Raw genomic sequence first — 12,553 nt, 5'->3', positions numbered from 1 at the left:
TACGCCAGACAAAGGCGCCAGGCCAAGACGCCAAGCAAAGAGGTCACCCTGGAGTGACCTCTTCTTCATCCGGCGAGGGGGCAGGCAGCTATTTGTAGAGGTTGTCCTGCTCGTTGTCCTTGGAGTGAGGCCGGGCGCCTCTGCGCCAGGCGAAGGCGCCAAGCAAAGAGGTCACTCTGGGGTGACCTCTTCTTCATCCGGCGAGGGGGCAGGCTGCTATTTGTAGAGGTTGTCCTGCTCGTTGTCCTTGCTGGCGGCCGGCTCACTGTGCTCGATGGCGGTGCGGATGAGATCCACCCCGGCCCGGATGATCAGCACCCCCATGTTGACCAGCTTGACGCAGACCCACATAAAGGTAATGAGCAGGATCAGCTTGAGCACGGTCTGGAACGCCTCCAGGAAGTTCTGCTCCAGCTGGCCGGTCAGGCCATTGGCACTGCTCATCAGCCAGGTGTAGACCTCGCGCACGAAGGGGATGCGGCTCGGCATTTCCAGCACGTCCAGTGCGGCAGGCAGGGCCTGGCAGATGACGATACTGCCAAACAATATCAGGATGACGCCGAGGCCGATGCCGAGATAAAAACCTAACTGTTTCATGAGGAGTCCCACGGTTTGCTGCATGAAGGGTGACGATAGCTGCCAATAGTAGGCACAGGGGCGGGCAAGGGCAATCCAGACCTGGGCAAGCGGGGTCATGCACAGGGAAAACATTGCCCAAACGACTGATTTCTGTGACCCTTGCGCGATTGCTCCCGGACTCGCCCCTCATGCTCAGATACCTTTGCTGCCTGTTACTCGCCCTGTTCGCCGCCGTACCGACTTTGGCCCAATCGACGCCCACTTCGGCCGTGTGCGTCATCAAACACCAGGAGAGGGTCCTGCTGGTGCAAGACAGGGCCTCGTTACGCTACGGCCTGACCGGCGGCTATATCGACCAGGGCGAGACACCACCCCAGGCGGCCTTGCGGGAGCTGTTCGAAGAGACGGGACTCAGAGGAAGGGTCGTCGCCCCCCTGGGCCGCTGGCAGTCCGCCGAGCTGTTTGCCTGCCAGACCCAGGACCCCATGGTCACACAGTCGGGCACGGGAGCCGTCTCCCTGCTCCAGGCCTCCCACCGCAATGGGGAGGTGCTCAGCGCCCTGCTGATCGCCCCCGGCGCCCTGCCCCGGGATCGGCACCGCTTTTCGGCGCAGCTCGACTGGCTGGCCCCCCGTCTCGCCGGGCTCCCTGACAGCGAGGTCACCTGGGTGGTGGATTTCCGCTCCCGGGCCAGTGCCCTCCACGACCGGGAGCTCTCCCTGATCCGTCAGGTACAGAGCCTCATCGGGCCCCAGGCGCCCTGGCTGCAACTGGCCAATCTCGCGGGCTCCCCCTCCATCCTGCTGCTGCTCATCTCCTTCTTGCTGCCCCTGCTGGGCTGGCCCAGGGCACGGCAGTTGCTGTTCGCCATGCTGTGGCTCTCCTTGCTGGTTGAGCTCGCCAAGGAGGGCGTGGCCTGGCCCAGACCCTTCAACTTCATGCCGGATCTTGCCCTCCATGCCGTACCCGGTTTCGGCATGCCGAGCGGCCACTCGGCCATGGCCATGCTCTGTTGGGACCTGCTGCTCAAGTGGGCCTGGCCGGGACGACAAGGCGTGGCGCTGGCGCTCGCCCTGTCACTGGGGATCGCCACCGGCCTGGGCCGCGTCTGGCTCGGAGTGCATTTCATCTCGGACGTGGTGGTTGGCCTGCTGCTGGGGCTGACCCTGTTCGCCCTGTCCCCCTGGCTGCTGCCCCTGGCCAGTCGACCGCGCCCCTGGCTGCTGCTCGCCGGCCTCGCCGGTGTTGGCGCCGCCGCCTTGCAATCTCCATCCCTGCTCGCCATCGCCCTCGCCAGCCTGGCCCTGTTGATCGGGAGCCGGAGCCGGGTCGACCGCGCTCGTCGCCGTTCCTGGTTGACCGGCGTGATCGCCCTGTCAGGCGGCCTGTTGTTGGGCCTGCTTGGCGCCCGTTTGCCACAGCTCATCACCAGTTCTCAGTTGATCCTGAGCGGGCAAGGCATACTCTATGGGCTTTGGGGGCTCTGGTTGAGCCATGGCTTCTGGTGGCTCCTCTCCCTGACCGATGACCACAACCGGGGCATGACCCCACCGCAAGGAACATCATGACCATCAAGAAACCGGATCTGGCCAAGATCACCCTGGGGGTGCTGTTTCTCAGCATTCTCATCATCTCCTGCTTCATGGTGCTGCGCCCCTTCCTGCCCGCCCTGGTGTGGGCCACCATGATCACCATCGCCACCTGGCCCCTGATGCGGATGATGCAGCGCCTGCTGTGGGGCAAGCGCGCCCTGGCCGCCCTCTTCATGACCCTGGTGCTGCTGCTGATGTTCGTCATCCCACTGTTCATGGTCCTGGCCAACGTGGCGGAGAAGGCCCCCATGCTGATCGAGTTCGGCACCAACCTCAGCCACTCGCCGCCCCCCAAGCTGCTCTGGCTGCAAGAGGTGCCCCTGGTGGGGGACAAGCTGTTCGAGTTCTGGCAGCAGATACTGGCGAGCGGTGGCCAGGTGCTGTTTGCCAAGCTGGCCCCCTACTTCGGCCAGACCGCCCGCTGGCTCGCCTCCCAGGCGGGCAATCTGGGCCTGTTGTTCGTCCACTTCCTGCTGACCGTGGGGATCTGCGGCCTGCTCTATCACTCGGGGGAGAAGGCCGCCGATGGCATCCGCCGCTTCGCCCACCGCCTGGCGGGCGAACGTGGTGACAATGCCACAGTGCTCGCTTCACAGGCGATCCGCGCCGTCGCCATGGGGGTGGTGGTGACCGCCCTGGTGCAATCCTCGGTGGCCGGCATCGGCCTGCTCATCGCCGGCATCCCCTACGTCATGGTGCTGGTGGTGCTGATGTTCCTGCTGATCGTGGCCCAGATAGGCCCCTTCCCGGTGCTGCTGGCCAGCGTGGGCTACCTCTACTGGAGCGGGGACACCACCTGGGGCACCTTCCTGCTGGTCTGGTCCCTGCTGGCGGGCACCATGGACAACTTCCTGCGCCCCTTCCTCATCAAGCGCGGCGCCGATCTGCCCCTGGTCCTGATCCTGGTGGGGGTCATCGGCGGCCTGCTGGCCATGGGGATCATAGGGCTCTTTATCGGCCCCGTGATGCTGGCGGTGGGCTACACCCTGCTGGATGCCTGGATCAAGGAAGGTGATCTCCAGCCAGAGGCGGCCGCCATCGCAGCGCCCCCCAAGGCCGAGTGATTATTCGGTAACAAGACGAGCCAGCCACCATAGCTGATGCAAAGAGCCGCCCACTTCACACGGGCGGCTCTTTGGTTTGTGGTGATAGTGGTTTATAGCGATCGTGTCTGGTTGGCTGATCCGCGCCAAGCTGTATATCCCACATATTACCGTCCCACGCAGGTTCGATTGGCGAAGCGTAATCGGACGATCGAGATGCCGCCGTCCCGGTGTTTCCGTGAATCAGCGGCATCTGGCAGAGGGAAAATATGGATGGTCGTGATAGCGGGGGTATCGATTTACGCGAACGTCCGATCACGCCTTACGGCTAATCGAACCTACGGTCCAAATTTTACCAATGCTGACTTATAAATATTTAGATAATACTCAATTGCCATTATGGCAACATCATGAGGTGAGGATGTGTGTATATCATTATCAAAATGATTTTGCGGCGGATTATAAGTTTGTTTATGTCTTCTGTTTTCAATTGTGGGGAGTTTTGGTCTTCCAGTATCTCTTTTTAACGTTACTATACTCTGTGTATTTCCCAAAGGATTAGCATCTACCTCAAAACTACCATCTGAGAATATTTTTAGGTTTTTAATGTGTCCAAAGTAGTTAGGGGCAATATTAATTTTATCCTCTTCCCATTCGATACACACATTTCCATGCTGGCTTTGATGGCGCGATTGAATTAGGTAATTCAAAAGAGAGTCAGACTTTCGCTCTTTATCTTTTGCCCCAGCCCATGGCTGAAAACTATTAAAGTTCCGAGTACCCTCTTCAAAAAAACTACTCCATGATTCTTCTAGTGATTCAACAAATCGAACCCAACCAGACTCGTAATCAACTCTGTCTTCGGCATTTGACATTTGCGCTATGCCAGTTTGAGCCTCACTCAATTTCTCAAACGCTGAGTACCAAAGCCCACGCTTTGTTGGGATTAATGCGCCCTTTAAAAGCTCTATCTTTCCTGTTTGTTTCAATGATTAAAACTCCTCGGATATAAAGTAATTAGGTGGAGTATGGTAAAGATAATTTTTTAGGGGATATCCTAGAAAACGCTTCATACTGATATGCCATAAAGTAAACCCATTTAAAATAATGGTATCGCTAGTCCATATATGCCATTAGATAATTTATTACAACATACTCCTTTGGCTCTATTTCTTGCTACTGAGCAAAAATACACTTTCGGAGCGGCAATGGAAAGCGCCATCTGGCCTCCTTTTCATAAACAAGTCAGTAGTGTGAGCGGGGTTATATATCAAAAGATCGAAAGAGTACCGCGCCTTCTGCCACTGGCTCGGTCAGCAATTTGCCGAGGGTGAACCGGACCAGGAGGAGGGCGGGCTTGCCACCCTCTGAGGCAGGTCACTGAATCGGGGGCGCTGCCGTGGTTAAATGGCCGGCTCACATCTTGCCGGACATTGCCGTGACCCTGCCATCTGACCTTCAGCCATTGCAGCCCTGGCCTGACTACTTGCGGGCCTCCTGGCTGCGCTGCGCCCACCAGACCAGCGCCACCCTCTGGCATCCGCCCCATTGCGCCAAGGGGCAGACCCTGCAGAGCCTGCGCCAGCGCAAGCGCGACCTGCTCACCACCGGCGAGATGGCCCTCGAAGATCTCTACGAATTTATGGAGGGGCGCCCCTGCGCCCTGTTGCTCACCGACGAGAGCGGCTGCCTGCTGGCCCAGACCGGCCACCCAGACACCCTGCGCGAGCTGGCGGTGCTGGGGTTTGGCCCCGGCGCCTTTTTCAGCGAGGGGCGCATCGGCACCAATGCCATCAATCTGGCGGCGCTGGAGGGAGTGCCGCTCTGCGTCAGCGGCCCCCAGCACTTCAACCAGACCCTGCACCCCTGGCACAGCTGCGCCAGTCCGGTCTACAACAGCAATGGCCGTCAGGTCGCCATCATCGCTTTGATCTGCAAGGTGGAGGCGGCGAGTGCTGGCGATCTGGCGCTCACCGTCAGCGCCGGGCGCGAGCTGGCCCATCTGCTGCAGATGGAGACCCTGATGCAGGAGTCCCAGCACCACCTGAGCGAACTTTACGCCCTGCTGGACGGCATGGATGACGGCGTGCTGGCCTGGGATCCCCTGGGTCGGCTGCGCTACCTCAATGGGCTGGCGGCACAGCGGCTGCGGCTCGATCCGGCGCGCTGTCTCGGCCAGCCGCTGGAGCAGCATTTGCTGCTGCCCCAGCGGTTGCAGCTGGCCATCAGGGGGCAGACGCCGCTCAGTCATGTGGAGGTGACGCTGGAGCGGCTCGGCGCGCAGGAGGGGGAGTTCATCAATGCGCTGATAAGCCTCAAGCCGTTGCCGGGGCCGGAGGGGGTCAGCTTTATCGCCCTGCTGCACCCGGTCGACCGGCTGCGGGCCATTCACCAGCTGCGCCAGACGGTGCCCGAGCTCTCTGCCCTGGTGGGGGAGTCGAGCGCCATGCGCAAGCTGCTGCGCTATGCCCGGCAGGCGGCCCAGAGTCAGGGGCCAGTCCTGCTGCGCGGCGAGGAGGAGGTGGGCAAGGCCCAGCTGGCGGAGGCGATCCACTTTGGCAGCGAACGGGCCGCCGGGCCGCTCATTACCCTCAACTGCAAGGCGCTGCCGAGCGAGCGGATGGCGCTGGAGCTGATGGGCTCCGACGAGGCGGGGCAGGAGCGGGCGGGCAAGTTCGAACTGGCCCACGGCGGCACCCTGGTGCTGGAGCAGGTGGAGTGCCTCTCTGCCCCCATGCAGGCGGCGCTGCTGCAACTGCTCAAGACCGGTCGCATTCAGCGCTTCGATTCGGCCCGCATCTTGCCGCTCAAGGTGCGGATCATCGCCACCAGTAGCGCTCCGCTGGAGCAGCGGGTGCAGGAGGGACTGTTTGGCCGCCAGCTGCTCTATGCCTTGCAGGCGTGCGAGCTGTGGCTGCCGGGGCTGCGGGAGCGCGCGGCCGATCTGCCCGGCCTTATCAGCCAGCAGCTAGGGGCGCAGGGGCGCGAACCGGTGCGCCAGTTCAGTCCGGCGGCCCTCGATTGTCTGCTGGCCTACCCTTGGCCCGGCAATCTGGGGGAGCTGCGCAGCGCCGTCGAGCATGCCCTGCTTCACGCCGGTCAGGGGTTGATCCCGCCGGAGGCGCTGCCCGCCGCCATTCGGCACGGTTATCAGTTGCTGACGGATGAGGTGGTGGGGCAACCGCTGCTCACCCTGGCGGAGCTGGAGCGCCAGGCCATCTTGCGCTGCGCCCACGCCTGCAAGGGGCAGGTGAGCCAGATGGCCCAACATCTGGGTATCAGCCGCACCACCCTGTGGCGGCGGCTCAAGCTGCTCGAGATCGATCCCGCCGATTATCACGGCTGACGCAGTGCCGTCACGAACCGGCCCGTAGAAAACGAAACGGCCCCGCAGTTGCGGGGCCGTATTATATGGCAGGTCAGCGGTGGCCCGGTTACAGCCCCAGCCGGTGGGCGGTGACCATGGCCGCCAGCACATCCTCGGCGGTGACCTTGAACGGCATGTTGTGGATGGTCTCCCCTTCGGCGGTAGAGGCTTTGGCCACCTCCATCAGGCGCGCCATGTCCAGCTCCTTGACCCCCATCATATGCAGGTTGGTCGGCAGGCCCACAGAGCGGCAGAAGCCCAGCACCGTCTCGATCTCCGCCATCGGCGCGTTCTCCAGCACCAGCTGCACCAGGGTACCGAACGCCACCTTCTCGCCGTGATAGAGGTGATGACACTCGGCCAGCTGGGTCAGGCCGTTGTGGATGGCGTGGGCGGCGGCCAGGCCGCTGCTCTCGAAGCCGATACCGCTCAGATAGGTGTTGGCCTCGATGATGTTCTCCACCGCCTTGGTGCAGAGCCCCTGCTCCACCGCCAGTTTGGCCTTGTAGCCATCGGCCAGCAGGGTCTGGTAGCAGAGCTCGGCGATGGCCTGCGCCGCCAGAGTAGAAGCGCCACCGGCCATGGTCTGGCAACCGGAGACCTTGTTGGCGCGCGCCTCGAAGTAGGTGGAGAGCGCATCCCCCATGCCGGAGACCAAGAGGCGCACCGGGGCGCGGGAGACCACGCCGGTATCCATGATGACCATGTTGGGGTTGGTCGGGATCATCAGGTATTCGCTGAACTGCCCTTGTGGGGTGTAGATGACCGCCAGCGCGCTGGTGGGGGCATCGGTGGAGGCGATGGTCGGCACTATGACCACCGGCACCTTCTGGTAGAAGGCGACCGACTTGGCGGTATCCAGCGTCTTGCCGCCGCCGATGCCGATGATGACGTCAAACGGGGTCTGCTTGCAGCGAGCCAGCAGGCGGTCGATCTCGGGGCGGGAGCACTCGCCGTTGAAGCAGTCGAACTCGGGTTTGATACCGGCGCCGTGGAAGCTGGTGGCCACGGTATCGCCTACCAGCTTGGTGACGAAGGCGTCGGCCAGGATCAGCGGCTTGCTGCCGAGCGCTTTGACGTAGTTGCCGATATTGGCAAGGGCCCCGTTGCCTTGCACGTATTTGCTGGGGCTGATGATGATGCGGTCCATATTCTATCCCTCTCTCTAGTTCATAAGACGTCTTTTGAAACTAACAGGGGCGAAGGGGCGGCTGTGCCGGGGACTCCTTCGTCTTTTACTTGCACGACAGTGGCGCTGCACAGGCTCAGCGAGCGAGTGCAGCGCCTTGAAGCTGGCAGATCAGTCGCCGAAGCGATCAAGGGCCAGCTGCTGGAAGCAGGCCAAGGCGGCCCCGGCATCCTCCCCGCGTGCCAGCAGGGTGAGCTGGTCTCCCTGACGCACGTTGAGCATGGCGAGCCGGGTCAGGCTGCGGGGATTGGCCTCTTTATCCCCCTTTTGCAACTTGAGTTCAGCGGCAAAGGGCTTGAGGGCGGCCACCAGTCGGGCTGCGGGACGCACATGCAGGCCGTGGGGGTTATCCACCACCACCTCGCAGCGCAGCCAACCGTCGTCGGCAACGGGAGCCGTCTCGGTGGCGGCCTGCGCTGGGCTGGCAGGCAGCATCGCCTGTTTCGGGCCCAGCGCGCCGAGTGCCTCGGCGGCCACCTCATCCAGCGTCAGGCCGGAACCGGCCGCTACCACGGCGGCCAGGGTGCCCTCGACCAGCGGGGCGGGGCAGAGCCGCACCCTAGCGCTCAGCTCCGGGGGCAGCAGTTCGAGGGCGGTCTCGGCGCTCAAGAGGGCGCTGCCCAAATCCATCAGCACCAGCACGCCGCTGCCGTCGTCCGCTTCTTCAATCGCACTCATCACCGCGATGGCATCGGTGCCTATGGGGTGGTCGGGGTCATCCACACCGGCCGCCAGCAGCAATCGGGCCGGGCTGCCGAGCTGGTCGGCCAGCGCTTTCAAGCCGGCCGCCAGCATGGCGCTGTGAGAGACAACTACGATTCCGATCATGTCACAACCTCGCTCTGTCACGCAGGGCGGTCAGCAGCAGCAGGGTCGAGGTGGCTCCTGCATCCTGATGGCCGATGCTGCGCTCGCCAAGATAGCTGGCGCGCCCCTTGCGGGCCTGCATCTGTATGGTGGCCTCGGTACCGGCTGCCGCGGCTGCCACCGCCTTGTCCAGCGCATCGTTGAGCGGCAGCTCTTGCTGCTGCGCCTGTTGCAGGGCAGCCAGGGCTGGCCACCAGGCATCGCACATGGTCTTGTCGCCCGGCTCGGCACGGCCGCGAGAAACAATGCCCTCCACACCGTCACTGAGCATTTTGCACAGCTGACTGAGGCTGAGGCTCTGGCAGGCGTCGGTACTGGCCGCCGCCCGGATAAAGAAGGTGCCGTAGAGGGGGCCGCTGGCACCGCCGACCGAGGAGAGCAATGTCATGCCGGTGGTTTTCAGTACCTGCCCGATATCCTTGTCCGCCACAGCCGGCAGCTTCTCGGCTACCTTGGCAAAGCCGCGCTGCATGTTGAGGCCGTGGTCGCCGTCGCCGATGTCGGTATCCAGCGCAGTGAGGTAGTCACGCTGCTCGGTAAAGATCTGTTCGCAGTCGAGCAGCCAGTTGACGATCTGATGCTTGCTTAACATGGGTTCTCCTTAGCAACCGCGACGCAGGGCGGGGGTGTGAACGGGGGCATCCCACAGGGTCATCAGTTCATCATCCACCTTGAGCAAGGTGATGGATATGCCGGTCATGTCGAGGGAGGTGCAGTAGGGGCCAATCAGGTTGCGCACCAGATGGATGCCTGCCTCTTCGCACAGGGTGGCGAGGCGACCATAGACGCCATAGAGCTCGGAGATGGGGGTGCCGCCGAGACTGTTGACCAGCGCGATGACTCGATCGCCCGCATTCAGCGGCTCGATGAAGGTGTGCTCTTCCTGCCAGCTGCCGGAGGCTCTGTCCCAGTGGCGCAGGGTGCGGCCATAGGGGGTGTTGTCAGCAAGCTCGCTGAACATGTCGTCCACCAGAGTATTGAGGTCGGTGAAGGGGCGACGTTCGATGCCCGGCTCGCCGTGGATACCGACGCCGAACTCCATCTCGTTGTCCGCCAGGGTGAAGGAGGGCTTGCCGGCGGCAGGCACTGTACAGGCGTGCATGGCGACGCCTATGGTGCGGCTCTGGTTGTTGATGCGACGGGCCAGTGCTTCGCAACGACTCAGGTCATAGCCCGCTTCGGCGGCGGCCCCCACCAGTTTTTCGCACAACACTGTGGTGGCAACGCCACGGCGACCGGCGGTATAGAGGCTGTCTTTGACCGCCACGTCGTCATCGATCAGCGAGAAACCCACCTTGACCCCGTCGCCGTGCAGCAGCTCGACTGCGGTCTCGAAGTTGAGCACGTCGCCGGTGTAGTTCTTCACCAGGAACAGCACGCCTGCGCCGCCATCAACGGCCTGACCGCACTCGTACATCTGATCCGGGGTCGGCGAGGTAAAAATCTCGCCGGGGCAGGCACCATCCAGCATCCCTTTGCCCACCAGACCGCCGTGCATCGGCTCGTGGCCGCTGCCACCGCCGGAGACCAGCGCCACCTTGCCCATCACGGGGGAGTCGGCGCGGGTGATGTAGTGGGGTTCAATACGGACCTTGAGCTCGGGGTGGGCGGCAGCCATCCCCATCAGTTGTTCACGGACCACGGCATCGACGGCATTGATCAGCTTCTTCATGGCTCACTCCTTGGCTTGCCACCGCACGGGTAGGCAGATGGTTGATGAAGCCAGTCTAACGGGATAAATCGGGAGAAAAATGACGGCCTGTTTGGTTCGGATTTGAAACAGAAGAAGGGTCATTGGTGTTTCAATCTGAAACAGCGAGAGGTAAACGGGCGGGAAACTGTTAGCGGCCTCACAGCCATGAAAAAGGGCCCCGCAGGGCCCTTCGCTATCACCGGAAGCCTTAGATGGCCCAGCCACCGGCATAGAAGATCACCAACGCCACGGCGATGATGACGGTACCGATGTTGAGTTTCTTCCACTCGGCAGCAAACAGACGACCCACGACCAGCGCCACGAAGCCCAGCATGATGCCGGTGACTATGTTGCAGGTCAGCACTATGAAGACGGCGCACAGCATGCCGGCGAGAGCATCGACCGAATCGCTGAAGTCCAGCTTGGTGACGTTGCCCAGCATCAGCAGACCGACGTACATCAGGGCCGGTGCTGTGGCGTAAGCCGGTACCAGATAGCTCAGCGGGGAGAGGAAGATCATCAGCAGGAAGAGCACGCCAACCAGTGCAGCGGTCAGACCGGTTTTGCCACCGGCTGCGGTACCAGCGGCGGATTCGATGTAGACGGCAGCCGGAGCACCACCCACCACGCCAGCCACCATGCTGCTGACGGAGTCGGCAGTCAGGGCCTTGCCGCCGCTGATGATGTGGCCACGCTCGTTGATGAGGCCCGCCTGACCGGCCACGGCACGTATGGTGCCGGTCGCGTCAAACACGGCTGTCATCACCAGAGCCAGTACGGTGGGAATAACCACCGGATTGAGAGCGCCCAGCAGATCCATGCTGCCCACCAGAGAGCCCTTCTCTCCGGTCAGGCTCGGCATGGCGAAGAAGCCCTGCCAGGTCACTTTCGGGTCGAAGATGAGGCCGAGAATGGAGATGGCGATGATCACCATCAGGATGCCGCCCGGCACCTTGCGACGCTCCAGACCGAAGATGGCAGCCAGACCCAGCACCGTCATGATGACAGGGAAGGAGGTCACTTCACCCAGTTGCACCGGCAGACCGGCCCCTTCGTTCTTGATCACCATGCCAACGCCGTTGGTGGCGATCAGCAGCAGGAACAGACCTATACCTATGCCGGTACCGTGGGCGATGCCGGAGGGGAGGTTATCCAGGATCCACTGGCGCACGCCGGTGACACTGATCAGGGTAAACAGCACACCCATCAGGAAGATGGCACCCAGCGCGACCGGAATGCTCAGTCCCTGACCCAGTACCAGACTGAAGGCGGTAAAGGCGGTGAGGGAGATGGCACAACCTATGGCCATCGGCAGCTTGGCCCAGAGGCCCATCAGCAGGGAGCCGAAGGCGGCGATCAAGCAGGTCGCCACGAAGACGGGGCCCTGCTCAAAACCGGCAGCACCCAGCATGTTCGGCACCACTATGATGCTGTAGACCATGGCCAGGAAGGTGGTCAGTCCGGCCAGCAACTCCTGGCGGACTGTGCTGCCACGCTGGGTGATGGAGAAATAGGAATCCAGAAACCCGCCATTGCCGGCGCGGGCCGTCATTTCTTGCGTTGCCATAGTTCATCCTGAATGTGTGAAGGAAATCGTTTGCTTGCTGGCGCGCAAAATAGCAAGAATTTGGCGAAATTGCAGCGAGTTAGGGCGCATCTTACCGAACTTTTCCATTTAAAGCCTCATTCGAGGCCTGTAATTCCAGATGGGAAGCTCCCCTTCAGCTTCTACACTCTTACTAGCCCCCATCAGCCGGAGACAAGCCCATGCACACAGGCAACCTGCTTGGCCAGATCCCCTCCCCCCTGCCCAATGAGATATTCACCGACCTGGTCAGCACCAATCACTTTCGCATCGAGCGCATCCTCTCCCAGGGGCAACAGACCCCCACCGGAGAGTGGTTCGATCAGGATGAACATGAATGGGTATTGCTGGTGCAGGGGGAAGCCATCCTGATCTTTATCACCCCGGATACCGGGGTACAGGAGCGGGTGCATCTGGGACCAGGAGATTACATCAATATTCCCGCGCACCTTCAGCACAGGGTGGAGTGGACCCACCCGACCGATATCACCGTCTGGCTCTGTATCTACTACTAGGGAAGGTGCGAACAAGTCCCTGATATGAGATCATGTTTGTCATCTGGAGCCATGGAACAGGGTTCATCATGAGTCATCAACTTACCTTCGCCGACAGTGAATTCAGCAGTAAGCGCCGTCAGA

General features: G+C 61.9%; 11 protein-coding genes. 4 read left to right on the top strand and 7 right to left on the bottom strand.

The window, feature by feature from the left end; genetic code table 11:
• Positions 1 to 216: 216 nt before the first annotated feature.
• Positions 217 to 597, bottom strand: a complete 381-nt coding sequence (locus ACLHZ1_RS18530) for a hypothetical protein (protein WP_408797144.1) — start codon at positions 595 to 597, stop codon at positions 217 to 219.
• A 170-nt stretch (positions 598 to 767) separates the two neighbouring features.
• Here ACLHZ1_RS18530 and ACLHZ1_RS18525 point away from each other — a divergent pair, with 170 nt between their 5' ends.
• Positions 768 to 2,147, top strand: a complete 1,380-nt coding sequence (locus tag ACLHZ1_RS18525) for a bifunctional NUDIX hydrolase/phosphatase PAP2 family protein (RefSeq protein ID WP_427263261.1) — start codon at positions 768 to 770, stop codon at positions 2,145 to 2,147.
• Entirely contained in the window at positions 2,144 to 3,235 is a 1,092-nt protein-coding gene (gene ydiK / locus ACLHZ1_RS18520) for an AI-2E family transporter YdiK (RefSeq protein WP_427263260.1), read from the top strand. Before ACLHZ1_RS18525 ends, ydiK begins: the two co-directional genes overlap by 4 nt.
• 317 nt (positions 3,236 to 3,552) lie before the next feature.
• Here ydiK and ACLHZ1_RS18515 read toward each other — a convergent pair whose 3' ends face one another.
• Positions 3,553 to 4,203: a hypothetical protein gene (locus ACLHZ1_RS18515; protein WP_427263259.1), complete on the bottom strand. Its 651-nt coding sequence runs from the start codon at positions 4,201 to 4,203 to the stop codon at positions 3,553 to 3,555.
• A gap of 455 nt (positions 4,204 to 4,658) precedes the next feature.
• On the opposite strand from ACLHZ1_RS18515, the gene dhaR reads away from it, so the two are divergent.
• Positions 4,659 to 6,560, top strand: a complete 1,902-nt coding sequence (gene dhaR, locus ACLHZ1_RS18510; RefSeq protein WP_427263279.1) for a dihydroxyacetone kinase operon transcriptional regulator DhaR — start codon at positions 4,659 to 4,661, stop codon at positions 6,558 to 6,560.
• A gap of 88 nt (positions 6,561 to 6,648) precedes the next feature.
• On the opposite strand, the gene ACLHZ1_RS18505 is transcribed toward dhaR, so the two are convergent.
• From ACLHZ1_RS18505 to ACLHZ1_RS18485, 5 genes are all read right to left on the bottom strand, one after another.
• Positions 6,649 to 7,731, bottom strand: a complete 1,083-nt coding sequence (locus ACLHZ1_RS18505) for a glycerol dehydrogenase (protein WP_427263258.1) — start codon at positions 7,729 to 7,731, stop codon at positions 6,649 to 6,651.
• Positions 7,732 to 7,881: 150 nt separating this feature from the next.
• Complete coding sequence (dhaM, locus tag ACLHZ1_RS18500) at positions 7,882 to 8,598, bottom strand: dihydroxyacetone kinase phosphoryl donor subunit DhaM (RefSeq protein ID WP_427263257.1); 717 nt, start codon at positions 8,596 to 8,598, stop codon at positions 7,882 to 7,884.
• Between the two features lies 1 nt (position 8,599).
• On the bottom strand, positions 8,600 to 9,229 hold the full coding sequence (dhaL, locus tag ACLHZ1_RS18495) for a dihydroxyacetone kinase subunit DhaL (RefSeq protein WP_427263256.1): 630 nt from the start codon (positions 9,227 to 9,229) through the stop codon (positions 8,600 to 8,602).
• 9 nt (positions 9,230 to 9,238) lie between these two features.
• Entirely contained in the window at positions 9,239 to 10,309 is a 1,071-nt protein-coding gene (gene dhaK, locus ACLHZ1_RS18490) for a dihydroxyacetone kinase subunit DhaK (protein ID WP_427263255.1), read from the bottom strand.
• A gap of 229 nt (positions 10,310 to 10,538) precedes the next feature.
• Complete coding sequence (locus ACLHZ1_RS18485; RefSeq protein WP_427263254.1) at positions 10,539 to 11,897, bottom strand: NCS2 family permease; 1,359 nt, start codon at positions 11,895 to 11,897, stop codon at positions 10,539 to 10,541.
• 200 nt (positions 11,898 to 12,097) lie between these two features.
• Here ACLHZ1_RS18485 and ACLHZ1_RS18480 point away from each other — a divergent pair, with 200 nt between their 5' ends.
• Positions 12,098 to 12,430 (top strand): cupin domain-containing protein, encoded by a 333-nt coding sequence (locus tag ACLHZ1_RS18480; RefSeq protein ID WP_427263253.1) that lies wholly within the window; start codon positions 12,098 to 12,100, stop codon positions 12,428 to 12,430.
• The last annotated feature ends 123 nt before the right edge of the window (positions 12,431 to 12,553 follow it).

The organism is Aeromonas sobria (genome assembly GCF_050266975.1).
GTDB classification, from domain to species: Bacteria; Pseudomonadota; Gammaproteobacteria; order Enterobacterales; family Aeromonadaceae; genus Aeromonas; species Aeromonas sobria_B.
The sequence above is the reverse complement of the archived record's forward strand: the minus strand, read 5'-3'. Positions and strand labels throughout refer to the sequence as shown.

What these genes read in the sequence shown, in the direction of transcription:
- ACLHZ1_RS18530 (WP_408797144.1), bottom strand. Translation starts at nt 597, where the DNA reads ATGAAACAGTTAGGTTTTTATCTCGGCATCGGCCTCGGCGTCATCCTG.
- ACLHZ1_RS18525 (WP_427263261.1), top strand. Translation starts at nt 768, where the DNA reads ATGCTCAGATACCTTTGCTGCCTGTTACTCGCCCTGTTCGCCGCCGTA.
- ydiK (WP_427263260.1), top strand. Translation starts at nt 2,144, where the DNA reads ATGACCATCAAGAAACCGGATCTGGCCAAGATCACCCTGGGGGTGCTG.
- ACLHZ1_RS18505 (WP_427263258.1), bottom strand. Translation starts at nt 7,731, where the DNA reads ATGGACCGCATCATCATCAGCCCCAGCAAATACGTGCAAGGCAACGGG.
- dhaM (WP_427263257.1), bottom strand. Translation starts at nt 8,598, where the DNA reads ATGATCGGAATCGTAGTTGTCTCTCACAGCGCCATGCTGGCGGCCGGC.
- dhaL (WP_427263256.1), bottom strand. Translation starts at nt 9,229, where the DNA reads ATGTTAAGCAAGCATCAGATCGTCAACTGGCTGCTCGACTGCGAACAG.
- dhaK (WP_427263255.1), bottom strand. Translation starts at nt 10,309, where the DNA reads ATGAAGAAGCTGATCAATGCCGTCGATGCCGTGGTCCGTGAACAACTG.
- ACLHZ1_RS18485 (WP_427263254.1), bottom strand. Translation starts at nt 11,897, where the DNA reads ATGGCAACGCAAGAAATGACGGCCCGCGCCGGCAATGGCGGGTTTCTG.
- ACLHZ1_RS18480 (WP_427263253.1), top strand. Translation starts at nt 12,098, where the DNA reads ATGCACACAGGCAACCTGCTTGGCCAGATCCCCTCCCCCCTGCCCAAT.